The sequence below is a fragment of the Gulosibacter sp. genome (genome assembly GCF_052090685.1).
GTDB lineage: Bacteria > Actinomycetota > Actinomycetes > Actinomycetales > Microbacteriaceae > Gulosibacter.
On sequence record NZ_JBQDBE010000030.1, the window covers coordinates 1 to 26631 of the forward strand.

A 26631-nucleotide genomic window follows, 5' to 3' on the forward strand; every position below is an offset into this window, starting at 1 on the left:
TTGCCATACTCCATTCTACAAAACTAGAAACGAATTATTGACGCGACACACTAGCGCAGCCAATCCTGTGCGAAGAAACCTTGCTGCTATACCAAACACACGTATCCTGGTTGAGTGACAATTCTCCTTGGGGTTCTTCTTCTCACCAACGCAATATTCAATGTCGTGACGTGGCCACGATTCCTGCAACGGATCGCCAATGACGCACGAGCACGCGATGAACAGGGTAATGCGACGACCTTCCTCCGAGTCCACCAAGTGCTCGTGACGATCGCGCTCGTCATCGCTTTGGTGTCGGCTGTCGCAGGCATCTGGGCGTTCTTCCTCTAGCACTGCGGAGAGTTTAGGAAAGTTCGCGAGTGCTACCTAAGCCTTCGCCTCCAAAGGTTCTATACCCGACTCAGGAATGGTCACTGCTTGTTGCTATCCGCCGGAATAAGAACAAGGAGTGACCATTCTGCAAACCGACCCCTCCAAAGAGTGGTCAATACTTTGGGTTATTCGCGGAAATAGCAACAACGAGTGACCACTCTGCGCAAGGCTCGCTCGCGAAAAGCTAGGAAGCGAGATCGGCGTAGTGCTGCGCGGCGGTGGCAACTTGGTTCTGATAGTCGTCGGTGTCGTTGTAGGAGCGAATCGCCCCGATCCACTGCTCAGAGCCGTCAAGAGTGCCGTGTGCGTGGCAGAGATAAGACGCCGCGGTGAGTGCGGCATCATCGATATTGTGCGGATCCGCAATACCGTCGCCGTTACCGTCCTTGCCCCATTCCGCCCAAGTCTGCGGAATAAATTGCATTGGACCGACCGCACGATCCCACGTGGCGTCGCCGTCGAGTGCACCGCCATCGGAGTCCGGGATGCTCGCAGTCGTCGTCCCATCGAGAGCAATACCAATGATGTGCGGGGTTGCCACTCCGTCATCACCGATGCTTCCGCCGTGCAGCGTTCCGTGATGGCTCTCGACCCAGGAAATTCCCGCAAGCGTGTTCCATCCGACTTGGCAGCCGGTGGAATTAACCATTGCGAGGTCTGCACCCGCATAGGCCGCGAGCGCACGCGGTGGGATTCCGGTGCGTTCAGAAGTTTCAGCGACCCAGGTGGGGTCAACCAGCTGGGAGACCACGACTCCGGATGCGGTAGCCGGACTAGATTCGGCTTGGTTCGGGTCCTGCTCCAAAGACTGGGCGCTCTGGTCAGTGCTCGCGGGAGTAGTCGCCGCTTGCTCGGACGATGAACCGCCAACTTCTGCGAGCACCGCCATCGGAGTGAAGGCGATCACAATTACGATAGCGATACCGACGGCCGCGGCGCCGAACGCCAACACGATCGGAGCCCACTGCCGCCAGCGACTAATAGAGGGGGAAGTCAACTTTGCGGGGCGTCCCTTCCGACTGCTCTTCGAAGACCCTATTGAATGTGCCGGGTATCATTCCGTAGTGGATGATCAGCGGCTCGCCGTCTCCGACTGAAACTGCACTCCCGCCAACGATACCGACCATTGTTTGGTCTGTCACCGTCGTTGCTTCGGGAATACGCCTCAGCCCGACGGTATGAACATCGCAATCATAATCGCGGTGAGGTTCGCGGCGGCACCGAGCCCGGCAATCCACTTCCACGGGCCGAGCAATCCGAGAATGCCAAATAGCAGCCCGACACCCGCCGGGTAAGGCACGAATCCGCGGGCCAATTGTTGCTCGCCAAAGATTGCGCCCGCCAACAGTGCGAGCAGAGCAACCGCGCCAAGTACGAGTGAAATTACCGCGACGGTAGTGAAGCCGCCGCGCTGCTGCCAGGGCACATTCGGGTTGGTTTCCGGTTCAAATGAATTCGACACGAGCCCTCCCCCTCCCTATCGCGAATGCGGGTCGCATTGATCACTGCGGATGGGGATGCCACGATACGCGGCGGAGGTGGGAGGGCACTGCGCGGAGTCGGTGGACGAAGCTAACTTCGATTACGTCCCAGCGCCTCGGTGGTGGACGTTTCAATCGTGGATTCCGACGCTTGCGGTGCTGGTTTTGGCAGAGCCAGCGCTACGAGCGCGACCACTCCCGCAATCGCGACCATATAGAAGGCTGGTGCGAGCAAACTTCCGGTCGTCCCAACCAACCACGTACTCACATAGGGCGCAGTACCGCCGAAGAGCACGTAGGCCAGGTTGTAGCCGAGTCCGGCGCCACTGAATCGGTTCTTTACCGGGAAGAGTTCGATAAATGCGACACCGAACGGACCGAAGAAAATACTCAGCGCGAGCGCCAGGATGCTTTGGCCCGCGATTGCACCAAATGCGGTGCCGCTACTCGCGAGCATATACGCGGGCACAGCCAATAGTGCACTCAGCGCGGCACCACCAACGAGCATCGGCTTTCGACCAATGCGGTCAGAGACCAGGCCTGCGATCGGCATTGCGATGAACGCAATCATCATGGCGATTGCATTGGAAGTGAAGGAGATCGAAGAATCGATCTGCACCGCTTCGTTCAGGTACGAGGTGAAGTACCCGGTGAGTGTGTAGAACCCGAGGCTCGAGAGAGCAGCGAGCGCGAACGCGAAAAACAGCGCCCGCGGGTTCTCACGGATCGCCGACCAAAGAGGCAGTCGACGTCGTTCACTTGGAGCGGAAGACTTCTCCGCCTCTTTCGCAGCTTCGAACTCGGGCGATTCCTGCACACGGCTGCGGATATAGAGCCCCACGAGGGCGAAGACACCACCGAGGATAAACGGGATGCGCCAGCCCCATGCCTCGTAGTTCTCGGCTGACAGCACCGAAGTGAGCAATAGGACGAGTAGTGATGCGAATACCGCGGGGAGATTCGCAAATGCATAGGTGAACGCAACGAAGAAGCCTTTGCGCCCTGCAGGAGAGTGTTCGGCAACCAAAGTGTTTGATCCGGTCGTCTCGGCACCAGCCGAGAGCCCTTGCACCAACCGGCAGAGTACGAGCAGGAGGGTCGCGAACACACCGATTTGCCCGTACGTCGGTAAGATTCCAATTCCAAGGGTGGCTGCACCCATAAGGATGATCACGAGCGCCAAGACGTTTCGGCGCCCGACGACATCACCCAGGTGCCCGAACACGATGCCGCCGATTGGGCGCATCACGAATCCGACCGCATACACAGCGAAGGTTGCGAGGAGGGATGCCAGGCGGTCGTCAGAGGGGAAGAAAAGCGTCGCGATGACCGACGCTGAATAGGCGTACACGACAAAGTCGTACCACTCAACGAACTGGCCGATCGCTGCGGAACTGAGCACCCTACGAAGGTGCGACTTGCGTGATTTGGTCGCTTCGTCGCGACCCTCACTGCGTGGAGTCATGAGTATGGATTCTCCTTGGTTTCGTTCTGTTTCTCGAGGTCGTAAAGCTGGTTCTCGCGCGTGCTGCGGGAGTTCGACTATCCGGTTATCGCTTGAGCGCCCACGGCGTAGCGTCGATTCACCCGGATCGGTAATTGACTGCGCGACTCAGCGAGCACGTCATCGCGGATCGTCGCGATGGCCACAGCCTCGACGAGGTCGACGGTCGCGAGCGTATTCCCAAACGGACTGACGATAGAGCTGCGCCCCGTAGAGACTTCTCCTCCCTGGTTCGCGATCGCAACGTACGAAGTCGTTTCAATTGCTCGTGCTGCGGCGAGTGTCGAGAGATGAAACTCCTTCAACGGTCCGACCACCCAAGCCGAGCTCATCGTGATGATGTCTGCGCCACGTTCTGTCAGCCCGCGAGTGATTTCCGGGAAGCGCAAGTCGTAGCAATTGAGCATCCCGATGCGCCAGCCCTTTAGGTCGAATACTCCGAGTTCTTCGAAAGCACCGTGGATTGGTCCCGCTGCAACCGTGTCGGATTCGCGCCACGAATAGGCGTCGTAGAGATGAACCTTGTCGTACACCGATAACGTCTGGCCAGCACTATCGATCGCGGTCAAACGGTTGAACGGTTTATCGCCGGTGTCATTCCGTGCGTAGCTTCCCGCGATCACGGCGACTCCGTGTCGCGTTGTAATTGCTCGAGCGCCTTCGACGAACTGATCGCCATATTTTTGGGCAACCGCTGCAATCTCTTCGCTCGGTGCGCTCCACTGATACATCGAAGCCTCGGGAAATACAACGAGATCGCTTCCTGCCAGTGCTGCTTCCGCTGCGAGTCGATCCATTGTGTCCAGATTGCGGTCGACGCTATCAACGGAACTGAACTGGCCCACGGCAATCGTGAGTGGGGATCGAGTCGACTGAATACTCGCATCCTTGCCATTCATCAAATCGTTTTGACTCATGGGTAAGAAGATGCCATAGGATTGCGAGCATGTCAACGGAGCAATCAGAAGGCCAACCCGCTTTGGCCAGTGCAGTTGGCGATCGACGACCAACGATTCGTGATGTGGCGAAGCGCGCCGGTGTGTCTCCGAGTACGGTTTCACATGCGCTTTCCGGACGACGAACTATTTCTGAGTCGACAAAGCAGCGGGTATTCGCGGCAGTGGACGAACTCGGCTACGGTGCTGATCCCATCGCATCTTCGCTCCGTCGAGGCCGAACGCAACTCATCGGATTGGTGCTGCGACCGAAGGATGCAGTTCGCGGATCCCTGGGTGGCACGGAGAACTTCTTGCGACTCATCGGTGCGTCCGCGGCTACCGCGCTCGATCGCGGTTGGGGCCTCGTTCACATCCCCAACACGATTGATGATTGCGATACGACATTGCCCGTGGACGGATATATCGTCGCGCATCCGTACGAACAGGATCCGATACTTGCCCAGTTGCGTCGGACTCGACGCCCCGTAGTGACCATCGACGCATTGGACGATGACCGCGAGGACGGTTGGGATATCAATATCGACTATGTCCCCGGCACTCTGGAATTGCTGTCGGGGATCGACCCCAAGGTCGCGCGCACTACAGCCCTGATCACCGGTACCGAACGGAACCACTGGAACCGAGCCGTGCTTGAGGGAGCATCCCAGTGGGCGGGTGGGCTAGACAGGTTGTTTTCTGTCACCGAGCTCTACGAAGGCGAGGGGGTCCAAGGAGCGAAGTCGATCGCTGAATCACTATTGGTGAATGGCGTGACGGGAATTCTCACGGCTGCCAGTCGTTTTGCGGTTGGCGCGGCGCAAGCTGCTCATGAGCTTGGGGTGGATATCCCCGGTGACGTTCAAATCGCTTCATTCACCGACAGTTCGATGGCGGCGACAAACCGTCCGAGCATCACCGCACTCGATATTCAGCTTGATCTTGCCGGTGCGGCAGGCGTTGAGCTCATGCTTGAACGCTTGGCGGGACTCGAGCAACCCATCCACGCAAGAACGGTGACACCGGTCATTCGGTGGCGAGAGTCAACGCGGCAATAGGCTCGCTTGCCGCTACGACATGAACATCCATGGATACGCGCCTCGAGCACCAAGGGCAAGCCACGGGCCAGCAATTCGCTGCCCGGCTGAGCGCGACCACTAAAGTTCCCGCTCCCTATTCGCGTAATGCTGCGCCGCATCCGCAACCTGCTGCTGGTACGAATCGGTGTTGTTATACGACCGAATTGCCGAGATCCAGTTCTCCGAGCCTTCGAGCGTTCCCTGTGCGTTGCAGAGATACAGTGCCGCGGTCATCGCGGAGTCGTCGATATGGTGAGGATCTGCGACACCGTCGCCGTTGCCATCCACGCCCCAAATATCCCAAGTCTCGGGAATGAACTGCATTGGCCCGACAGCACGGTCCCACTCTGGATCGCCGTCCAACCTCCCGTCGTCGGTATCCTCGATCGCCATCGTTCCGTTGGTGCCGTCGAGCGGTATCCCGTAGATCTTCTGCGAGACTGATCCGTCCTCGGTCACGTAGCCACCAAAGAGCGTCCCGTGGTGGCTTTCGACATAACCGATTCCCGCGAGGGTGTTCCAACCAACCCTGCAGCCATAGGTATTTGAAACGACCAAGTCGGCGCCGGCGTACGCCGCGAGCGCACGGTCAGGGATGCCCGTGGACTCGGCGACATCAGCTACCCACTGCGGGTCGACCAACTGCGAAATTTCCGAGACCTGCATCGGGGGGATTCCGCCCGGACCAACTTCGTCAAGGTCGACGTCCGCACTCTCGAGTTCCTCCGCATCCTCGGCGGTCGGGGCCTCGTCACCCAGCGCTGCGGCAGCGTTGTTCGTACCCGGGCCGTAGGAGTTTTGGCCGATCATCTGCACACCCGACACGAGTAGCCAAGTCCCCACGACCAGCACCGTCACGCCCACAAGGAATCCCAGCGATACGAATACCTTGCTGCGGGGACGCATCTCGCCCAGCGACCGGCCTCGCCGGATGCCCGCCGCGCGCTTGGCTCGAGTGCTGCCACGTCGCGGGCGACGCGAAGAAGTCGTCGCGCGCTTCCGCCGACTACCGCTGGATGCTCGTGAAACGGCGACCTCCGACTCGTCCTAAAGACATAAATGCTAGCGCGTCTTGAGGGGACCCTTGTGCACGTCGAAGCTGCTCGACTGCGCGACCGGGCGCAGCACGATGAGGTCTTGGTTCACGTGTGGCGGCTGCTCAAACGCCCCAACGAGCACGTGCGCGACATCCGTCGCCGTGAGCGGTTGCACATCCTCGTAGAGTTTGAGCCCAGCCGCAGCGTCGGCATTGCCACGCATCCGATTGAGCGCGAATTCCTCGGTCTGCACGAGACCGGGCGCGAGCTCCATGACGCGAATCGGTTCGCCTGCAAGTTCGAGGCGAAGGGCACCGGTCACGGCGTGCGCCGCAAACTTCGCCGCGTTATACCCGCCACCTCGCTTATAGGCGTCAAGCCCGGCGGTCGAAGTGAGGTTCAGAATGGACGCGCACTCAACTCGCAAGGCACCCTCGCGGAGAATCGGCAGCATCGCGGCCGTCACCGAGCGAAGCCCAATGACGTTGACCTCGAACATCTGCCGCCACTCGTCGTTGGAGGCCTCTTCGACGAGGTCGAGCCCAATCGCCCCGCCCGCGTTGTTGACCAGGCCGGTTGCGCCACCGGTTTCGCGAACCGTCGTCGCGAGCTCTGCAACCTGCGCCTCATCGGTAATGTCGCAGGTAACCGGAAGGCAACCCGTTTCATCGGCGAGTTGCTGCAGGCGATCTGCGCGTCGCGCGACCGCGACCGTGTCCCAACCGATTTCGGTAAAGCGACGCACAGTGGCGGCACCAATCCCCGAGCTTGCTCCGGTGACGACGATTCGTTGCGACATGGGCAGTCCTTCCTTCGACAGGTCAAGGTCGATTTCTCAGAGCAACCGTCTCACGAGCCTCCGACATCCTTCAATACCCGAGCAGTCGGAAGCGACGCCGCGCCGTTAGCGCACCTCACCAAGCGCGGTAAGCCGACGCGTCGCTTCAAGCGAGCGAATCTCATCCAGCGCCGCCTGGGGAACGCCATTGCCACAGTCAGTGACCACGTAGCCGAGCTGTCCGCGGGTGGTGAGCTGCTGGCTATCGATGTTGACGCCGTGCTGGCCGAGCACCGAGTTGACCGTGGCGAGCACGCCCGGAACGTTTTCGTGCAAGTACAGCAGGCGGGCACCGTGGTCGAGCGAGGAGAGCTGCACCTCGGGCAGGTTCACCGACATATACGTCGAACCGGTGCGCACCAGGTCGCGGAATTTACCCGCAACGAAGCGGCCAATGTCCTCCTGTGCCTCCGCAGTCGACCCACCGATGTGCGGAGTCAGAATCACGTTCGGGATGCCCTGCAGCACCGAGTCGAAGGGGTCGCCGGCCTTCTTGGGCTCGACCGGGTAAACGTCGAGCCCCGCACCCGCGAGATGGCCCGAAACCAGGTTGTCGCGCAGCGCCTCAAGGTCGACCACGTGGCCACGCGAGAGGTTGAGGAAGATTGAGCGGGGACGCATCATCGCGAAGGTCTCCGCGTTGAACAAGTTGGTGTTTTCCTTGCGGCCGTCGACGTGAATCGACACCGTCTCCACCGTCGAAAGCAGCTCTTCAAGCGAATTGCAGCGAACGGCGTTACCGAGCGCGAGACGGTCGACGACGTCGTAAAAGTACACGCGCATCCCGAGCGACTCGGCGAGCACCGAAAGCTGCGAGCCGATATTTCCGTAACCAACCAGGCCGAGCGTGCGTCCGCGGACTTCGTGCGAGCCCTTCGCGGTTTTGTCCCACAGCCCCGCGTGCATATTGCGGTTGTGGTCGCCGAGGTGGCGCGCAAGGTTGATGATCTCTCCGATGGCAAGCTCAACCACCGAACGCGTGTTGGAATACGGCGCATTGAACACCGGAATCGACGACTCTGCCGCCGCGTCCAAGTCAATTTGGTTCGTACCGATACTGAAGGCACCGACGGCCTGGAGGTCCGGACGAGCCTCGAGGACGCGACGCGTTACCTGCGTCTTAGAGCGAATACCAAGCAGATCCACGCCCTCGAGAGCGTCAATCAGTTCGTTCTCGTCGAGTGCACCCTTGCGGGTCTCGACCTCAATTCCTTCACCTTCGAGCAGGCGAGTGGCTTCGGCGTGGATGTTTTCGAGAAGAAGGGCTTTCACCCGCACCATCCTAGTCCTCACTCGCGACTTCCCACATCCCGTCTTGAATCATGCACGCGGGATAGGCACCCGACTCAGCCCTGTCGCCCCTTGAACCGCGGATTGAGCTTGTTAATGACGTACACCCTGCCGCGTCGTTTTACGACCTGCGAGCCGGGTTGCTTCTTGAGTGACTTGAGTGATGCGCGGACCTTCATAGTTGCTTCCTAATTGCGAACGATTATCATTAGTAACTGTACTCGCAATCCTGAGGAGGGTGTACCACCGTGAATGACCCGGTCGACTTAGTGGCGGTGATCGGAACGTGCGCACCCGAACGCCACGCAATTGCGCGATCACTGAGCACGCAACCCAATCGCTGGCTCATCCCGGCCCAACGACTCAGCATCGTTGCCGATCCGCTGGATGAGTTGCTCTCACTCACCCCCTGGGCGAGCCCACCCGAGCGAATTGTCGCGGAGCTGCCCGCATCCGTACCCGTCACGCACGCCATTGGTGCGCTCAGTGACATCGAGAGCAATGTTCGACTGCGGGAGGTGCTGTGCGTGGTCGACGCGTCCCACCTCATCCCTGATCTCTTGCGAGAGGACTACCTCGCCGCGGCACCCTTGCAGTTCTCCCGCGAGAACCAGCAGTTCTTGGGCCGCGCGATGCTCACCGTGACTCAAATTGAGTTCGCCTCAACGATCATGCTCGCGAATTGGGAGCCGCTGTCGACGCCGGATCTTTCGACGATGATGGCGCTTATCAACCACCTGGCACCGCAGGCTCGGCTTCGACTTCACGGCGTCGACGCAGCTCCGGCGCAGGACTACTTTAAGAGTGCACCGCAGTCCGCGCAGCAGGACCGACCCGGCTGGATTGCCCTGCTTAATGACGAATTCGCGCCGCATATGACCGACGCTCGGGTCAGCGCAATTCGCTACCAACGCATTCGTGCGTTTCACCCGAAGCGGCTCCATACCGTGCTCGAGGAGCAGATCGAAGCGGGGATGTTCGGCCAGGTACTGCGGTCATCCGGATTTTGCAGTTTCGCAACCCGTCCGGAACACATTGCGCACTGGAGCCACGTGGGCTCAATGATTGACTTTTCGCCCGCGTTCAGTGAAGAACCACCGGTCGACGCTGAGACGGCGCAGCTCACTATCCCCGAAGAGACCGAACCGCTTGCGCACGGTCAGGACCTCGCGGTGATCGGCCTCGACCTCGAGCATTCGGCCCTCATCGCGGCCCTCGATAGCGCGCTGCTTACCGATGAAGAATTCACAGCCGGGCCCAAGGCGTGGCGACAGTTTCCCGATCCGTTGCCGCAGTGGCAGGTGGGCAGCCGCGAGCGCGAGTGAGGATGAGCGCCGCAAAGGAATGCGCCTCGGCAACCAACAGGTTGCCGAGGCGCATTCCTTAATCCAGAACCGCTAGGGCTGCAGACCTGCCACCGCCGGGCGGAATCCGAGACGCACGTTTTCGCAGTCACCCGCACGCGTCACGTCGTACCAGGGCCCCAGGTCAGTCCGGGCGGGGCGCTCACTTTTCGGCGTGCCATTGACGCGTTCCAGGATGAGGTCAACAAGTCCCGACACGAAGGCAGGATGCACGCCGGGGGTTGGCGTGCGGCGAAACGCCAAGCTTGCTGCCGCGGCTGAGTCCTTGGCTTCGTTGTCGAGGTCCCACATGACTTCCATGTGATCGGATATGAATCCGACCGGTACGACGATGACCGCGCGGCGACCCTCGGCGGGCAGCGTCTCGATCACGTCGTTAATGTCTGGTTCAAGCCAGGGCTGGGTAGGCGGCCCGGAGCGCGACTGGAATACGAGTTGCCAGTTGAGCTGCTCGAGACCGTCACCTCGCTCCCGCAGCTGAGCCAACACATCCTGCACCACAACCTCACTTACGGCCAGGTGCTGCGCGAAGTAGGCACCACCCTCGCCGAAGCCGCGGGTGTCAGGACCGGAACGGTTCGCATCCTCAGTTGGAACCGAGTGGGTGGTGAACAGCACCTCGACGTCGTTCGCGAGATCAAGCGTGGGGTCTTCGCGCTTGAGGTCGTCGAGTGCGTCGCGGAGGCCGTCAACAAAAGGTTCGATGAATCCGGGGTGGTCGAAGAACAGACGCACCTTGTCGATCTGCACCTCGCCCTGCAGCCCCGTGTATTCGAGCGCATCCGCAAGGTCTTCACGGTACTGCCGGCACGAAGAATAGGAAGAGTACGCACTCGTTGCGAGTGCGAGCACCTTCTGTGCCCCATGCTGGTGCGCCTCAGTGAGTGCCTCATGCACGTATGGACCCCAGTTACGGTTGCCCCAGTAAACCGGCAGGTCGATCTCGCGGCGGGCAAGTTCCTGCTCGAGCGCCTGCTTGAGTGCCAGGTTCTGCTCGTTGATCGGGCTCACGCCGCCGTAGTGGCGATAGTGCACCGCGACCTCTTCAAGTCGCTCGTCCGGGATGCCGCGACCGCCGGTGACGTTGCGCAAGAACGGAATCACGTCTTCTTGCCCGTTGGGGCCACCGAAGGAACAGAGCAGTACCGCGTCGTAGTCGACCGGCTCCTCGATCCACGGCGCCCCACCCTGAGCGGGTTCCGTCGCGGCCGACACGATTGCGCCGGGTGCGAGTGGCGCGTCTTTGGCGGGCGGGGCCTTTCGAGACTCTGCGGTTGGGGTCATCGGATGGGTTCCTCAACGTAGCGAAGTGCGACCGGGACTTCTGCCTCGGGGATGCGACGGCCGGTGTAGAACGGCAGTTCCTCGCGCACGTGACGACGGGCTTCGGTGTAGCGAAGGTCGCGCATCATGTCGAGGATGGTGATGAGCTCGTCGTCCTCGAAGGACAGCATCCACTCGTAGTCGCTAATACCGAAGGCCGCGATGGTGTTCGCGAGCACGCTCTTGAAGGCTGCGCCGCGGACACCGTGGTCGCGCAGCATGACCGAACGCTCCTCTTCGGGCAGCAGGTACCACTCGTACGAACGCACGAACGGATAGATCGTGATCCACTTCTTCGGCGCGTGGCCGAGCATGTATGCAGGTGCGTGACGCGGGTTGAACTCGGCCGCGGCGTGCACGCCCATGACCTGCCACACGAGCTCGAGCGGCTCAAACAGTTCGGTCGAGCGGATGCGTCGCACGGCTGCCTGGATCGCCTCCGGGTCTTCGCCGTGGGTCCAGACCAACACGTCACCGTCGTGGCGGAAGCCATTGAGGTCGTAGATTCCGCGCAGGGTCACGCCCGAGGGCTCGAGCTTTGCGGTGGCCGCCTCAAGCTCTGCAATTGCGGCGTTGAGGTCCGCGGGGGCCGCCGTTCCCGGTGCACGACGAAATACCGAATAGTTTGCATACTGCGTGAGCTGGCCGGGCGCCGGGGCCTCAGCCGCTCCTCCATGAGGATTCGACATGATCCCATCCTAAGTCGAGGCAGGCTGAGTCCTCGGTCAGCCGCGCGCGCCGCGGAGTTTGCCCCAGGTCGAAGTGTCCTGGGGCAATGCACTCGTTAGGCGCGCGTCGCCTTCCTGCTCCGCAGCACCAGGGCGGTACCGAGCAGTGCGATCACCAGTACGGCTCCGAAAAGTCCGACCGTTTCGGCACCGGTCTGCGCGAGACCGTCGTCCTCGGTCGAGTCATCGTCTGACCCATCCGTTGGGCCCGCACCTTCGGTTCCGGGGATCGGTGTCCCGGATGTGCCCTCAGTTGCGGTCGAGTCGGCGGATGCGGTCGGGTCCGTTGTCGGGTTCTCGGTCGAGGTCGGGTCAGTGGATGCGGTCGGGTCCGTTGTCGGATCCTCAGTTACTGTCGGTTCCGTAGTGGGCGCATCGGTTGCCGTCGGCTCGGGGGTGGGTTCCTCGGTCGACGTTGGCTGCTCCGTTGACGTGGGTTCCGTTGTCGGAACCTCAGTCGTGGTTGGTTCCGTGGTGGGTTCTCCGGTCGAAGTCGGATCCGGAGTCGGCTCGCCCGTCGAGGTCGGCTCTGGAGTGGGCTCCCCCGTTGGCGTCGGTTCAGGGGTCGCCACCGGCGCCGCTGCAACAGCCGTGGTCGGCTCACTCGTGACGGTAAGTGGCGCATAGCCCTCGAGCGATCCAGTAACCGCAACCGATATCTCCGCGCCCTCGTGTTCTGGTAGCAGCACAAAGGTCTCACCCTCCGCTGCCGCGAGCGCCGTGACCAGGGTCTCGGTCGTTTCGACCGGCTCGCCGTCAGCGAACCACTGGCACGAAAGCGCGACGCCTTCAGGCTGCCACTGGCCCGCATCCACCGTCAGGACTTCGCCAACCTGCGGAGTTCCGCTGATCACCGGAACAGATCCGGAGATGCCGTCAACAGTGAATGTCATGCTCTCGGACTCATTGTTCACCGTGAGCGTGAGCGTTGCTTCGCCGCTGCTCAGGGCCGTGAGGATGTTTGTCTCAGGATCGAGGTTGGCGATCGCGTCATCCGGCGCATCCCCGATCGAACCAACGTGGATTCCCTCTCCCGACCAGCTGTGGCTCATGGGCCACTGCGGCAGCAGGCTACGGGCACCCTGATCCTGTGTGAACGCGGGGGTGAGCTGCGTTTCGACACCCGTGTTTACTAGTTCCGGAACGTCACCCATCGTGAGGGTGTCTGCATCCACTCGGGTCTGCACCTCAGCCTTGAACCAGTCGCGCGGGTTCGCGGATTCCGCTTCCGCGGGGTGAACGCCCAACATCGTCCAACCCGTGAACGAGCCTTCCGCACCTCCGGTCGGCGACTTACCCGAGTTGCCGTTAATGAAATATGGGATGCCATTGGTCGTCTTCGCGTGGAACACCCCGACGTGAGCACTGACAAGTGCAATCGGCTTGCCCGAGTCCTGTTTAAACTCTTCGAGCCACTGTTCTTCCATGTCCGCGTCGAGACGATCGCCGAGCTGACTCGCCTTAGTGGGAAGGGGGTCATCGATCGGCATATGTTGGAAGACCACCACACCCGAAATCGCGTCATCGGCTGCAGCCTTGTCGAGCTCCTCGCGCAGCAACTTCACCTGGTCGTAATCGTGCGACAGTGTGCCTGGCGCGGTGTCGAGCCAGATGATGCGGGTGCCGTCGAGATCCATTGTGCCGTGAGTCTCACCAAATGCTGCCTCAAAGTTTTCGATGGGACCGCCCATGATCTCGTGGTTGCCAGTCACGTAGATATAGGGGAATTCGGCATCGCCGAGCTCATCATCGATGATCTTCTGAGCGAGCCCAAAGTCCTCGGGAGCAGCTTCATCCACGAAGTCACCGTTGATGACAAGCAAGTCGGGGTTTGCGGCCTTTACTTCCTGGAATGACTCCCGAGCGCCCTGTACCTGTTGGCTGTCTGGATTACGTGCGACGAACTGTGAGTCCGAGACAACCGCGATACGAAGCGGCGATTCGTCAGTGGTCCCTGCAGGAACCACGACTGAGTCTTGGAAGGTGTCCGTCTCGGGAAGGTCGACCTCATTGGGCACGGCGGCGCGCATATCGCTCACCTGGACCGAGCCGGAATACTGCTTAGCAGCAGCAGTTTCCATGAGACGGATGCGCTGGAGCGTGAGCGGGTATTCGACACCAACCGGGATTGCAAAGGTGGCCTGCTGCCAGCCGTTCCACTCGATGAGCGGACCGTCGATCTGTGTGGTCGTGCCGTTCGACTGCCTCACTTGCAAGCGCGGCCACGAGCCATTGCCGTCACCGTTGACCCACATTGTGATTGCGGTCGGTTGACCGGGGAGTTCGAACCCACCGTTCGGAGCCACCGCGTACTGGCCGCGGGTGCCGGTCGACTCTTCGAAGTTGTAGTCAAGCTGGAGGCCCGGAGTGCCCTCGTGCCCGGTAATGGCAGTCACAGAGCCGCTCGGTGCGCGGTCGTTCGCCGAAGTCCAGTCAGTGCCGTCGGCAAAGTCCGCCAAGAGCAGCGACTCAACGCCAGCCGTGAGTGCGAAGCTCACCGCTTTGTCGCCCACGGCGAGTTCGAGACTCGTTGAGACACCGGTCTGGTTTGCTGACACGGCGTAGGTGCCAGTCGTACCTGCCTCAATATCGAAGTGACCCTCTTCATTGCCTGTGATGGTGATGTCTTGAGCCTCGATCGGGGTGCGGTAGCCATTACTGTCGTAGCCGTACACGTTGAAGCTGCCGATATCTTCGGTGCCCGAAAGCTGTACGACCGAGGGGGAAACTTCGATTCGTTCAAGTTCGCCGAGCACTTGCAGGTCAATGCTTCCAGTTGCTTCACCGGTCGTGGCGGTGACCGTAGCGGTGCCCTGCGAACCGCCGGTAACGACTGCGGTGTTGTCGCCATTGCTGGTTACAGTGGCCGCATCGGTGCTTGTCCATGCGGGAGTCGTTCCCGCCACTGCCGAGCCGGTCTCGTCATGACCCTTGCCGATGACGGTTCGGGACAGTCCGGGGAACACCCGCGCCGATTCGGCCATGTCGAGCGTGGTCTGCACGTTGTAAGCCGTGACTTGGCCACTGCCCTGTTCGACGAACAGGCCGATACCGTTGGGGACCGAGCGGAGGTAGCCGTCGGAAGGGTTATGCGGGACAGACGGCGCAGTCTCGCCTGGCGCGACCGCACCCATCGTGGTCGATCCGCCGCCGTCTAGGTTGACAGCATCCTGCGCGCCGAGATCAATGAACAGCTGTGCGAAATCATTGAGCGCGAGGCCGCGGCTCGTGGCCTGACGCCCATCCACCGCCACCAGATACATAATCGAACCGTCCGCGTTGAAGCCAACGCCGGTGCGCGGGTGAACTGCCTGGTCAGAGCTGACGTTGACGGCTCCATCGATCACGAGACGATTATTGCCGCCGATAGCCGTCACGACTTCGCCCGCGTTCGAAGTAACTCCGTATTCGACTGAAACTGTGTCACCGACTTCGATGCCCGCGAGTTTGTCAGCTCCGGCATCGCGCCCAATAAGGGACTGCTCGCCTTCGGCAAGCGGGGTTGCGCTCGGCGCGCCGATACTTGTGACGACGCCCTCAGCATCGAAGATGACTTCAATGCCCGAGCCACCGTCAAGTACTCGCACACGCGTGTGGTCGCCCCACAGTTCGTTGTAATACCCCACGCTGCCCGCGTTGAGGCGCCAGGAGTTCACACCGGTAACGTCGATATCCACGTCTTCACCGTTGTGCGTAACTGTCGTGTCTAACAGGACCTGCGCAATTGCACCCAGGCCATTTTCGCCGAACACGATTGGATTGTTCTGATAGTGCGAGTTGCCAGCGGCCATACCGTCCGGGATCGTCACGATGCCATCGGTCTCTGACACTCCCACGCCCTGTGGTGCGCTCGAGTTGTTGATGTCAAAGAAGCTACCGTTCACACCCGCGACGGCGCCGCTGTTAGTAATCATGTCGGTTACCGGCTGTGCTTCGGAGACTGTGTCTGGATAGAGGTAGTCGGCGCGAACCTCACCCGAACCAAAGTCCGCAACGAGCACGTCGAACTCGAGCCGACCCTGCGCGTCAATACGGTCGACGCTCACCATTTCGACACCCGGCGCAATTTGCTCGCGATTGTATTCCGAAACGATCGCATTGCCGCCAGCGTCCAGCACCATCGCATCAACTGCAGATTCCAGAGCGGTGGCCGCATGTGCCGGTTCCGCTTCGGAGAACACAGTTGGGATGACGAGGGTTCCGCCAAGACCAAATGTCACCAGACCGGCGACGAATGCTCTTCCGCGGGAACGCCCGCCCTTCCCCGTTCGTTCTTTCAATAACTGTCGCATTCCTGCGAATTCCTTTCGCTCACCGACAAGACCCGGCTCAGATGCTCACAAAGAAATGACGCCATCTGGCGTCAAAATGAACTTGCGTCATCATCTGTGCAGGGTGTGAACGGGAGGTTACAAACTGTCAGTCATTGCGCTGGTTTACTGAAGTTTGCGAGACAAAATGGCTTGGTGCTTCGCAATTGCAGCTACTGCGGCTCGCAACCAACGCAATTCGCCTCGTGAAACATCAGGTTGGGGTGGCTGCTCTTGGAGTCCTGCGGTATTGCGGCGATTTCAGGCCACCGCGTGTTCTTGATTGCAGCGGGAAATCTGATCCGCAGGGGCTCCTACGTGGTCAGCAGGATATTTGCAACGCATTTTGCCGTATGCCCGCTTCACCCACGGCGCAGATTCCACTATGTCGGAGGCTCAGCCTATTGTGGGGTCAAGCCCTTAGGGAGCTTCTAATTACACAGCGTTGGCACTCATGGCGAAGTAAAAATTCGAAAGAATTGTGTTGCGTTTTCGAACATTTGCTCTATATAATAGTCTCAAGAAACTCGTTGATAATTTCTACTAATCGACTTTGTGCTCCACGTCGAGGAGGTGAGACCTCTCATGACCACCACCGACAACCGCGCCGCTGAGCTTGCTCAGCATTTCCGCGACACTGTTCCAGCGCCAATTGAGCTGCGCACCCCGCTGCTGCATGCGAAGAAAGCTCGTTCGCGCAAGCAGTACGCCTCCGAAATTGCCCGATTGCGTGAAGCTCGCCTGGAAGACCGCGACCCCTCCGAGCCCGTAGGGGAACAGGCACCAGGCCGCCCCACTGCTCCACGCGCCAACCGTGGTCGCACGACTGCGGCCGACGGCATCGGTGTGGATGATGTGAAGTCCGCACTGTCAATGTTCGGCGAGGCCTATTGCGCTCGTGGAGCGAGCGAAGCGGCAATGATCCGCGCGCTCGCAACCGCCTACGAGGTCGCGATTCGGCGTGCACAGGCCGCACTTGCGGAGGGCTCGACGTCCGCGCGCAACAGCGAGGACGAGGTGTTTTCGTGGCACTTCACGTCCATCCTGGGCGAGTTTGCGGTGTCCACCAACGACTCTGACAAGTCCCTCCGCAATCGAGGCTACGACGCATTCGCGCTCGTCAATGACTTCCCCGAGTGGGTCGTCGCCCTCGAAAACGGTCGCATCGACATGCGACACGTGCGCGAATTGCTGAAGTTTGCTCGCACTCTCGAGTCTGAGTTCTTCGCCGAATACGGTTCAGTGGTGCTCGAGTTCGCGGCACAACACACGCCGGCAGAGACTGCCCGTTTTGCCGAAGAAGCGGCGAGCACCATTGCTGCCGAAGACACCGAGGATGCATTCGAGCGCGCCCGTGCGCAGCGTTACGTGTCGATTCAGCACGATGGGTACGGGATGGCACTGCTCAAGGCGTACCTCCCGAGCGAAATCGCGACTCCCATTGGCCAGCTCCTCGACAAGGGTGCCCGCGAACTCATCGACCTCGACAAGCAGGCTAAAGCCGAACACGCTCAAGCACGTCGTGCTGCCAAAGCGAGTGGCGCCGCGGAGCCCGCCGAATTCGAGCCAGACACTCGCTCGATTGGGCAACTGCGGGCGGATATTCTCGCGGAGACGCTGTTGTGCAGCACCCCTGGCAAGTCGCGCGTCAAAGCTCTCGTAAGCATCACTGTGCCAGCACTCACCCTGCTACGCGGCCGCAATAATGGCACCGCACCGGCCCTCATCGACGGCATGACGCCAATGAGCTTCGACGAAGCCCGACAGATTGCTGCGGAAGCGCCCTCGTTCCAGCGCGTACTCACCGATCCGGTCAGCGGACATGTCGTGAGTGTGGACACCTATGAGCCAAACCGAGCTCTCCGCCGTTTCCTTCAGGTTCGAGACCGTACGTGCCTCTTCCCTGGTTGCATTCGGCCAGCGGCACAGTGCGAAACCGACCACACGCAACCCTTCAGCGAAGGTGGCAAGACCAACGACCGCAACCTCGGTCACCTCTGCAAAGCGCACCACGTGCAGAAGCACGAAAAGCCCTGGTCAGTCACCAACCTCGGGGGTGGTGTGCTCCAATGGCAGACTCCGCTCGGGCAAGTCGTGACTGCACGCCCTCGTCCATATGGACCAGTGTTTGTTCCCAAGAAGAATCCCGACCCACCGCCCTTTTAGGCTCTGCCCCGCCGATTTCGGCGGGGCACGCCCCAGCGCCAATGCTCTCGAAGCACCTCGGCGCTAATTGGCGCGCCAACCGTCTCTACCCGCCCAATGTGAAATACAGAATGGAGTAGCTCGCGACACCACCAACGAGACTCAACAGCACATTCCCGCGCCAAAGGTGTAGCACCACCGTCACGACAACCCCAACGAAGGGAGCCACCCAGTCATAGCCCGCGTATGAAGTGTCCCGAATGGTGTAGACGGTCAGAATCACCATCACCCCGACCGGCAGCAGCGCGCCAATGTCTCGTACGAGTTCGTTGTCACGTAGCCACCGCCTCGCGACGAGCGGAGCCGCCCGCAGCGCAAAGGTAATAGCCCAGATCACAACCAACAACAGGACCGAGTGCCACACGTTCATGCCGCCGCCCGCTTTCTCCGGACCAACACCATCGCGACCACCAGCACGAAGTACACCAAAAGGCCGACCAGGAGCATCGCATCCTTGACGAACATCATGGCCAGAATGCCGATTATTGCCGCCGCACCAAACAAGCCCCATTCGCGACTCACCTTTGCCGCATTGATTGCAAGAATCGCGAACAGCGAAGTCATCGCGAAGCCCATGAACGACAGGTCAAACGGCAACATCGTCGCGAAAATTGCACCCACCGTGCTACCAAGCACCCAATAAAAGTGACTCGCAATCGAGATGCCAAGGATGCGCGGCCCTGTGAGGTTGTCGCGCCCAATTCCCGCGCACACCGCGTAGGCCTCATCGGTCAACGCATGAATTCCGTAGAACCGGGCAAAGGGATTGCGGATTCGCTCAAGTGGCACACTCAGCCCGTAAAAAATGTGCCGCGAGTTGACGAACAGCGTCGTGGTCGCGGCCTGGCTCACAGGCGCGGCGCCGACAAGCATCCCGGCAGCGAGAAACTCCATCGACCCCGCGTAAATCACCAGCGCCGTGATCGTCACCCACCACCACGGCAGCCCAACCGACACCGCAAACATCCCATAGGAAATACCGAGCGGTACATACCCAAAGGCGACCGGAATCGCATCCCTAAGCCCCTGTCGAAAGTCTCCTGACGACTGAATTGGGGCGGATGCGGTCATGAACATATTGTGCCCCACCTGCGGGAAATGCGCGCCCGGCTGCGTGGCCTACTCAAGGAGTCCACAAGCGCTCCGACATACGATGATCACATCGCTCAGCCGATTCTCCCGCCCGTAATCAACGGCGAATCGGTGGAATCCTCGCGAAAGGAATCCTGATGACAAAGCCCCACCCAGACGGCACGAACCCGTACGGATACTGGATCGAGTTCGGGACCGATACGCCTCCCCCATTCGAGATCGATGGACCAGTCGGCGGTTCCTTCTCGCTCGCGGTCAAGGCGAATATTTCGGTGGCCGGGTACCGCCTGAACGCGGGATCCCCTGTGCTCAACACCGCTCCTGCCCAAGCCGACGCACCCGTAGTCGCAACGCTTCGCCACCACGGCGCGAAGGTCACCGGCACGACCAACATGCACGAACTCGCATTCGGAGTGAGTTCAAACAACGGCTACTTCGGCCCGGTGCTCAATCCGCACAGCACTTCGCATCTCGCCGGTGGCTCGAGCGGGGGCAGTGCCGCCGTGGTTGCCGCCGGTGAGGTGGATGCGGCGCTCGGCACCGACACGGGCGGTTCGATTTCGATTCCTGCCGCGCTGTGCGGTGTCGTTGGCTTCCGCCCCACGACCGGTAGCTGGCCGGCTGCCGGCACCGTCCCACTTTCGTGGACCCGCGACACGGTGGGCTCGCACACACACGACGTCGCAAAAGCGATGCAGTTCAATCGGTGGATCACCGATTCGCCCACGCACGACGGCTTCCCCGACACGGAAACACCGCGACTCGGGCTTCCGACTCCACTGTGGTCCGACCTCGACGATGCGACTCGCGAATCAACCGAGAAGGCCCTCGAGACCATCGCATCCGTGGCCGAGATCATTGAAATCGACCCGTCCGACGCGCTGCAGCAACTCGACGCCGCTGCGATGCCGGTTGTGCTGTGGGAATCGCACCGAACCCTCGCCTCCGCCGCAGCAACTGCACTCGATTTGCCCCCGGAAGAAGCCTTCCGAACGCTCGTGAATGGCACGGCGAGCCCAGACGTGAAGTCTATTCTTGAGATGGTGCTCGCCGACCCGATCGGCGCGGGCACCTATGCCGAGGCAATTCAGCTCGTTGTGGATGCGCGGGCCAAGTACCTCGCGGCGCAGCAACTTGCGATGCTCGACGGCTGGCTGTTCCCGACGGTTCCCGTAACTGCCCCGCTGATCGAGGACAGTGACGAGATCCAGCACCTCGGACAAACGCATCAGACCTTCAACCTGCTCACACGCAATGTGCAGCAGGGGACGCTTCTCGGGGCACCTATGGTGACGCTGCCCGTTCCGGTGAGCCAGTCGCTTCCCGTTGGACTCACCGTGCAGGGACAGCGTGGACGAGACCGTCGCACGCTCGAGATCGCGGCGCGCATTGAGCGGGTGCTCGCGACCTGAACAATCGCGACCTGAACGTGAAGCGAGGCCCACGCATCCTGTGCATGAGCCTCGCTTTCGGGGGAACGAACCTGCTGAACCGTGATTACTCGCGTTCTTCTGGCGGGATCGTCTCGACCGACTCGGTAACCGGGACGTGGCCCACACCGGCGGCAGTGTCCTGCTCAATGTCGTCACGAATCGTGCGCACCGCATCCGTCTCAGCACCGGCCTCGCGCAGTTCGTGCACGAGCTGCTCGAGTTCCGCGCCACCAGCCATCAGACCGGTGAGTTCCTCAAGCGTGATATCCGCCTTCTCGTGATACCCGATACTCTTGCCGCGCTTCAGCAGCAGGAAGCGGTCACCCACGGGATACGCGTGGTGCGGGTTGTGCGAGATGAAGATCACGCCGAGCCCGCGGTCACGCGCCTGAATGATGTAGCGAAGCACCACACCGGACTGCTTCACCCCGAGTGCCGCGGTGGGCTCGTCGAGGATCAGCACCTTCGCACCGAAGTACACGGCTCGCGCGATCGCGACACACTGTCGCTCACCGCCCGAGAGGGTACCGATTGGCTGCTCGACATCGCGAAGGTCGATGCCCATGTCGAGCAGTTCCTTCTTCGCCGTCTCCTTCATGAATTCCACGTCGAGCCGCTTGAAGGGACCGAATCCCTTCGTGACCTCCGAACCGAGGAAGAAGTTGCGCCACACCGGCATCAGCGGTGCGACGGCGAGGTCCTGATACACCGTGGCAATGCCTCGGTTCAGCGCCTCGCGCGGGGAGTTGAACTTCACCACTTCACCGTCGACGAGATACTCGCCATCGGTGTTTTGGTGCAGTCCGGCGATGATCTTGATCAGCGTCGACTTTCCCGCACCGTTGTCACCGAGCACGCAGGTCACTTCACCGGCACCAACCTGGAGGTCGACATCGCGCAGGGCGATGATATTGCCGTATCGCTTGCCCGCTTCTCGCAGTTCTACGAGGGGTTTCGTGGCGGTTGCTGTCGAAGTCATTTCTTTCCTCCCTTACCCGCACGCCGTTGCAGCGTGAAGTTGAGCACGGTCGCGGCGAGGAGCATGGCACCGAGGAAGAACTTCAGCCAGTCCGGGTTCCACTCGGCGTACACGACGCCCTTGAGGGCCATACCGTAGATGAGGGCACCGATCGCGCCACCGATGGCGCTACCGTAGCCACCGGTCATGAGGCAGCCACCGACCACCGCGGCGATGATGTACAGGAACTCGTTACCGACACCCTCACCGGACTGCACCGTGCGGAAGGCGAAGAGCTGGTGCATACCGAGCAGCCACGCGCAAAAGCTCACGCCCATGTAGAGGCCAATTTTGGTGCGGACAACGGGGACACCGACTGCACGGGCAGCGTCGGGTGCGCCACCGGCTGCGAAGATCCAGTTACCGGCGCGGGTGCGCTTAAGGATCCACGTTGCGACCAGAACCAGGGCGATCCAATAGAAGACCGTGATCTTGACGTTCACGCCGAACACCGGAATGTCTGCGGCGAAGATCGCGGCTGCCGAATCAAATCCTGCGGCCGGTGCGATCGTCGGGGTGGCAACACCGCCGGTGATCAGACGCGTGAGACCAAGGTTCAGACCCGTCAACATGAAGAAGGTTGCCAGGGTCACGATGAAGCTCGCGAGTTTCGATTTCGTCAGCAACCAACCGTTGAGCAATCCAATACTGAGCGAAATCGCGAGCGAGGCGAACACGCCCAGCCACACGTTTGAACCGAACCAGTAGATCGTCAGGGCACCGGCGAGCCCAGCAGTGGTGACACCGACGCCGGCGGACAGGTCGACCTCGCCACCAATCATGAGGAGTGAGACACCCACGGCCATGATGCCCACGGTGGATGCGCCGTACAGCGTCGTCGCGATCGACGCGGGCTGGGTGAACTGCGGTGCGACGATGGCGAACATTGCGGCAAGCACGAGGGCTGCCGCGGTGGCTCCCGCCTCCGGCTTCGTGAAGAATCTCACGAAGAGGGAGGCGGAAGCAACGCGCTCATCGCCTGACTTGGTCGCTACTTGTGTAGTCATCAATCAGGTCCTTGTTATTAGTAGGGACTCGTTACCGAGATGGGGACTAGCGCTTAGCGCGTACCGTTGTTGACGTACTCGCTCAACTCTTCGGCCATGTCTGGCGTGATGATCGACGGACCGGTCAGTACCGCCTGGCCACCGCCGAGCACGTTGAGGTTGGTCGTGTAGAGCCACACGGCGTCCACTGCGGAGTAGCCCTGGAGGTAAGGCTGCTGGTCGACGGCGAAGACGAGTTCGTCAGTCTGGAGGCTTGCGACCACGTCGGAGTTCATGTCGAAGGTCGCGAGCTGGGCGCTGCTGCCGGATTCCGCAATCGACTCGAGTGCGATCGGTGCCTGCGGCGCACCGAGGGTGAGGACGTAGTCCACTGCGCTGTCGGTCTGCAGCTTCGCGGTGATGGTGGATGAGATATTCGTCGGGTCGGCGGCGGTGACGTAGATCACTTCCATCTCGCCATCGAGGGTTTCGGCGACACCTTCACAGCGCGCCTCGAGACCAACGTGGCCCTGTTCCTGAATCACACAGAGCACCTTTTCGGCGCCGAGCTCGTTGAACTTTTCACCCGCAGCGTTACCGGCAACAGACTCGTTCTGGCCGAAGTGTGCCAGGACACCCATTGCCTGGTAGGCCTCTTCACCGGAGTTAATACTGAATACCGGGATGCCCGCGTCAATTGCCTTCTGCACGGCACCGGACATCGCTTCCGGCTTGGCGAGGGTGACGATGATGCCGTCAACGCCCTGGTCGATTGCCTGCTCGACAAGCTGCGACTGGCGTGCGCCGTCCGGGTCCGAGCTGTAGAGGAGCTCGATGCCGTTCTTCGCGGCCGACGATTCGGCACCCTTTCGCAGGATGTCCCAGAAGGTGTCGCCCGGGGTCGAGTGGGTAATGAGCGCGACCTTCATGGTGATTTCAACCGCACCGGCACCGCCGGTCGAGGTGTCGGTATTCTCCCCCTGCACGCCAGCGGGACCACCGCAGGCGGCGAGAAGCAGGGCGCTCGTGGCGGCAATTGCCACCAATCCAAGGCGCTTTAGGCGCCGAACACTCTTGAACATGATTCACTCCATCGTGTTTCTCATTGAGCGCACCGGGACAACTGTGTCCTGGCGCTAGTTATTGAGTTGTTGTCCTTACAAAGAGCAACTCGTACTCAGATTACACTCAGGTTGTCACATCAAGTACGGGCGACCGTAAAGATTAGGTAACAACGCGAGCAGCAACCCGCACTTTTCAGTCAAACTGTCGCCTGACTTTGCTAACAAACCTACGCATTTGTCAGACTCAAATTTGGCCTGTGCCACGGCTCACTCACTCAAATAGTTGGGCGAGCAAAATGTGGAACGGTCCAAATAATCTCACGTACTGATCGCACCGTCAAGCAGATGAGAATCTTTGATTCGCGTTGCGCTGTGTGCAAGCTCACGCTCTGAAGGATGTGGATCGGCGAATTACAAGCTTTGGTGCCACGAGCTGTTCAGTTCCCGCAGGCGGCGGGACATCCGCTGCCAACCAGGAGGCTGCAATTCGACCGATTTCGTCAGCCTCCGTGTCGATCGAGGTCAGTCCAATCGCGTCAATCCCGGCAAGATAGGTGTTGTCGTAACCTGCGAGGGCAATGTCTTCGGGGACCTTCAGCCCCGCTTTACGGGCAGCGCTCATTGCGCCGAGGGCCACGAGGTCGTTCACGCAACTGATCGCAGTGGTCTCGGGGGCGCCCTCGAGCATCCGTTCAAACGCTGCCCGACCACTGTCTTCAGAAAACTCTGCGGGAATAACTCGGATCTCACTTTCAAGTCCGGCATCACGCATGGCATTTTCATAACCGATGGCACGCATCCGAGCGGCCGGTCCCCCAGCTCCGCCGAAATGCACGATTTTTGAGTGCCCCTGCTCGACGAGGTGCGAGATCAATTGCCGCATCCCAATCTCGTTGTCAGTGCGAACTGACAGGCCACGCGGGAATTCTTCGATGGATGCTGCGGCAACCACGATGGGCACTTCGGGTCGGACCTCGCTCAAGATCGAGATATCGGGGATCACCCCGACGACGAGGTATCCGGCCGCGTTGAGGTCTTCGAAGGATTGCACGATCCGAAGGTCTGCGCGGTAACTGCCGTCGGCATTGGGCATTACCGCACTCGACATCAGGGTGTAACGACCGACCGAATCAAGTTTGGCACGCGCGGCTTCCACGATGGTGGAGAATACGGGGTTGTGCAGATTCGCAACCAGGATGCCGGTGAAGCTACTCGCGTACGCGGAGAGTGAGCTTGCTACCCAGTTTCGTCGGAAACCGAGTTCCTCGGCCGCTTGGAAGATACGAGCGCGCCGAACCGTGCTGACTTTATCGGGCTTGCGATAGGCGAGGGAAACGAGCGCATGGGAAACGCCTGCTGCCTCTGCGACATCGCGCATCGTTGGTCGCTTCCCAGTCCCTGTGCCCATTGTTCGACCTTACTCGCGTGTTGATGGATACGGTGCGACCCGCGACCGGGAGTGAACGGTCACGGGTCGCACCCACTATCCCTTTATGTCATTTTTCTACACGGCGCCCCCTCTCCAATTGATCGAATCGAATTGCGGCGGAAGCGAACAACCCGATTAGTTACCCCGGGGTTGTCTTTGGGAATGCGTGAAAATCGCTCCGGTGGAAATGTCCTGCTCGAGCTTTTCGAGCGAGCGCCCCTTAGTTTCAGGAACCTGGGTAGCGATGAATATTGTCGAGATCACACCGAGCACCGCGAACACGAAGAAGGTACTGGATATACCGATTCCGGCGACCAGTGAGGGGAAGAAGAGACTGAGCGCAGCATTCGTTAGCCACATACACAGCACCGACAGACCAATCGCAAAGCCGCGAATCTTGAGCGGGAAGATTTCTGCAAGCATCACCCAGACCGTGAGACCGAGGGTGGCCTGCATGCAGGCCACGAAGAGGACGACCAGCACGAGGATGACGTAGGCACGGAACATCCCTTCCGGAAGGATGAGGGAGAACAGGCCTACCAACAAATGCATCGTGGTGATCCCGACGAATCCGCCCACTAACAAGCGGCGACGCGGGATGATCGTGATCAACTTCAAGCCGATCAGCATCGCGGTAACCGAGACCACTCCGTTTGCCACGTTGGCAACAAGCGCCGCATTCGCCTCAAAGCCAGCTTCAATGAGTAGCTGCGACCCGTAATACATGATCGAGTTGATCCCGGTAAGTTGCTGGGCGACAGCGAGACCAATACCCACGAGTACGATGCGGCGCACCCAAGGAATCTTGAGCGAGGACCAGCTACCGGTCTTGGAGCGTTCCTCTTGCTGTGCGAGCGCCCTGACCTCGTCCATCTCCGCAACTGCGCGGTCTTCGGGGCGAACCTGTCGCAGCACTTCGAGTGCCTCTTCAGTGCGGCCCTTGGAAAGCAACCAGCGCGGGCTTTCTGGCATCCGCAGCATCCCGAAGAAGAGCACCAGCGCCGGCAGCGCCGCTACTGAGAGCATGATGCGCCAGACACCCTCCAAGTCGGAGAGCACGTTACCAATGATCGCGTTGACAAGGAAGGCCGCGCGTTGACTCATAAGAAACCTCCGCGTAGCTCGATACGTTGCCTCATTTGA

At 60.6% G+C, this 26631-nt stretch carries 23 protein-coding genes; 5 read left to right on the forward strand and 18 right to left on the reverse strand.

Annotated elements, in window-relative coordinates; translation table 11 throughout:
* Window positions 1-114: 114 nt before the first annotated feature.
* Window positions 115-330: an SCO4848 family membrane protein gene (locus ACTHXA_RS14320; RefSeq protein ID WP_441673550.1), complete on the forward strand. Its 216-nt coding sequence runs from the start codon at window positions 115-117 to the stop codon at window positions 328-330.
* 226 nt (window positions 331-556) lie between these two features.
* Here the strand turns inward: ACTHXA_RS14320 and ACTHXA_RS14325 are convergent, their stop codons facing one another.
* The 4 genes from ACTHXA_RS14325 to ACTHXA_RS14340 form a co-directional block, all read right to left on the reverse strand.
* On the reverse strand, window positions 557-1369 hold the full coding sequence (locus ACTHXA_RS14325) for a lytic transglycosylase domain-containing protein (protein WP_441673551.1): 813 nt from the start codon (window positions 1367-1369) through the stop codon (window positions 557-559).
* A 168-nt stretch (window positions 1370-1537) separates the two neighbouring features.
* Complete coding sequence (locus ACTHXA_RS14330; protein ID WP_441673552.1) at window positions 1538-1834, reverse strand: hypothetical protein; 297 nt, start codon at window positions 1832-1834, stop codon at window positions 1538-1540.
* 110 nt (window positions 1835-1944) lie between these two features.
* Window positions 1945-3318, reverse strand: a complete 1374-nt coding sequence (locus ACTHXA_RS14335) for an MFS transporter (RefSeq protein ID WP_441673553.1) — start codon at window positions 3316-3318, stop codon at window positions 1945-1947.
* 77 nt (window positions 3319-3395) lie between these two features.
* Window positions 3396-4274 carry a nitrilase-related carbon-nitrogen hydrolase gene (locus tag ACTHXA_RS14340; RefSeq protein ID WP_441673554.1) on the reverse strand — a complete coding sequence of 293 codons (879 nt, stop codon included), beginning with the start codon at window positions 4272-4274 and terminating at the stop codon, window positions 3396-3398.
* A gap of 29 nt (window positions 4275-4303) precedes the next feature.
* On the opposite strand from ACTHXA_RS14340, the gene ACTHXA_RS14345 reads away from it, so the two are divergent.
* Window positions 4304-5350, forward strand: coding sequence for a LacI family DNA-binding transcriptional regulator (locus ACTHXA_RS14345; protein WP_441673555.1), 1047 nt, complete (start codon window positions 4304-4306; stop codon window positions 5348-5350).
* Window positions 5351-5449: 99 nt separating this feature from the next.
* Here the strand turns inward: ACTHXA_RS14345 and ACTHXA_RS14350 are convergent, their stop codons facing one another.
* The 4 genes from ACTHXA_RS14350 to ykgO all read right to left on the reverse strand — a co-directional run bounded on the left by ACTHXA_RS14350 (window position 5450) and on the right by ykgO (window position 8715).
* On the reverse strand, window positions 5450-6277 hold the full coding sequence (locus ACTHXA_RS14350) for a lytic transglycosylase domain-containing protein (protein WP_441673556.1): 828 nt from the start codon (window positions 6275-6277) through the stop codon (window positions 5450-5452).
* Between the two features lie 156 nt (window positions 6278-6433).
* On the reverse strand, window positions 6434-7207 hold the full coding sequence (locus ACTHXA_RS14355) for an SDR family NAD(P)-dependent oxidoreductase (protein WP_441673557.1): 774 nt from the start codon (window positions 7205-7207) through the stop codon (window positions 6434-6436).
* 105 nt (window positions 7208-7312) lie between these two features.
* Window positions 7313-8527, reverse strand: a complete 1215-nt coding sequence (serA, locus tag ACTHXA_RS14360) for a phosphoglycerate dehydrogenase (RefSeq protein WP_441673558.1) — start codon at window positions 8525-8527, stop codon at window positions 7313-7315.
* A 65-nt stretch (window positions 8528-8592) separates the two neighbouring features.
* Entirely contained in the window at window positions 8593-8715 is a 123-nt protein-coding gene (gene ykgO / locus ACTHXA_RS14365; RefSeq protein WP_441673559.1) for a type B 50S ribosomal protein L36, read from the reverse strand.
* 69 nt (window positions 8716-8784) lie between these two features.
* Between ykgO and ACTHXA_RS14370 the strand changes: the two genes are divergently transcribed.
* Complete coding sequence (locus ACTHXA_RS14370) at window positions 8785-9861, forward strand: GTP-binding protein (RefSeq protein WP_441673560.1); 1077 nt, start codon at window positions 8785-8787, stop codon at window positions 9859-9861.
* 72 nt (window positions 9862-9933) lie between these two features.
* Here ACTHXA_RS14370 and ACTHXA_RS14375 read toward each other — a convergent pair whose 3' ends face one another.
* From ACTHXA_RS14375 to ACTHXA_RS14385, 3 genes are all read right to left on the reverse strand, one after another.
* On the reverse strand, window positions 9934-11184 hold the full coding sequence (locus tag ACTHXA_RS14375) for a ferrochelatase (protein WP_441673561.1): 1251 nt from the start codon (window positions 11182-11184) through the stop codon (window positions 9934-9936).
* A complete protein-coding gene (hemQ, locus tag ACTHXA_RS14380) occupies window positions 11181-11912 on the reverse strand; it encodes a hydrogen peroxide-dependent heme synthase (protein ID WP_441673562.1) in 732 nt (243 codons plus the stop codon). The genes ACTHXA_RS14375 and hemQ overlap by 4 nt, the downstream gene beginning before the upstream one ends.
* A gap of 95 nt (window positions 11913-12007) precedes the next feature.
* Window positions 12008-16243: a phosphodiester glycosidase family protein gene (locus ACTHXA_RS14385; RefSeq protein ID WP_441673563.1), complete on the reverse strand. Its 4236-nt coding sequence runs from the start codon at window positions 16241-16243 to the stop codon at window positions 12008-12010.
* 603 nt (window positions 16244-16846) lie between these two features.
* Here ACTHXA_RS14385 and ACTHXA_RS14390 point away from each other — a divergent pair.
* Window positions 16847-18427, forward strand: coding sequence for a DUF222 domain-containing protein (locus ACTHXA_RS14390; protein WP_441673564.1), 1581 nt, complete (start codon window positions 16847-16849; stop codon window positions 18425-18427).
* A gap of 85 nt (window positions 18428-18512) precedes the next feature.
* On the opposite strand, the gene ACTHXA_RS14395 is transcribed toward ACTHXA_RS14390, so the two are convergent.
* Window positions 18513-18836, reverse strand: a complete 324-nt coding sequence (locus ACTHXA_RS14395; RefSeq protein ID WP_441673565.1) for a branched-chain amino acid transporter permease — start codon at window positions 18834-18836, stop codon at window positions 18513-18515.
* Entirely contained in the window at window positions 18833-19537 is a 705-nt protein-coding gene (locus ACTHXA_RS14400; RefSeq protein ID WP_441673566.1) for an AzlC family ABC transporter permease, read from the reverse strand. Before ACTHXA_RS14400 ends, ACTHXA_RS14395 begins: the two co-directional genes overlap by 4 nt.
* Window positions 19538-19695: 158 nt before the next feature.
* On the opposite strand from ACTHXA_RS14400, the gene ACTHXA_RS14405 reads away from it, so the two are divergent.
* Entirely contained in the window at window positions 19696-20970 is a 1275-nt protein-coding gene (locus tag ACTHXA_RS14405) for an amidase family protein (RefSeq protein WP_441673567.1), read from the forward strand.
* 85 nt (window positions 20971-21055) lie between these two features.
* Here the strand turns inward: ACTHXA_RS14405 and ACTHXA_RS14410 are convergent, their stop codons facing one another.
* The 5 genes from ACTHXA_RS14410 to ACTHXA_RS14430 form a co-directional block, all read right to left on the reverse strand.
* Complete coding sequence (locus ACTHXA_RS14410; RefSeq protein ID WP_441673568.1) at window positions 21056-21970, reverse strand: ATP-binding cassette domain-containing protein; 915 nt, start codon at window positions 21968-21970, stop codon at window positions 21056-21058.
* Window positions 21967-23016, reverse strand: a complete 1050-nt coding sequence (locus tag ACTHXA_RS14415) for an ABC transporter permease (RefSeq protein ID WP_441673569.1) — start codon at window positions 23014-23016, stop codon at window positions 21967-21969. The genes ACTHXA_RS14410 and ACTHXA_RS14415 overlap by 4 nt, the downstream gene beginning before the upstream one ends.
* Before the next feature lie 53 nt (window positions 23017-23069).
* Window positions 23070-24077 carry a substrate-binding domain-containing protein gene (locus ACTHXA_RS14420; protein WP_441673570.1) on the reverse strand — a complete coding sequence of 336 codons (1008 nt, stop codon included), beginning with the start codon at window positions 24075-24077 and terminating at the stop codon, window positions 23070-23072.
* Between the two features lie 364 nt (window positions 24078-24441).
* Window positions 24442-25467 (reverse strand): LacI family DNA-binding transcriptional regulator, encoded by a 1026-nt coding sequence (locus ACTHXA_RS14425; RefSeq protein WP_441673571.1) that lies wholly within the window; start codon window positions 25465-25467, stop codon window positions 24442-24444.
* A gap of 156 nt (window positions 25468-25623) precedes the next feature.
* Window positions 25624-26592 carry an MFS transporter gene (locus ACTHXA_RS14430; protein ID WP_441673572.1) on the reverse strand — a complete coding sequence of 323 codons (969 nt, stop codon included), beginning with the start codon at window positions 26590-26592 and terminating at the stop codon, window positions 25624-25626.
* Between the last annotated feature and the right edge of the window lie 39 nt (window positions 26593-26631).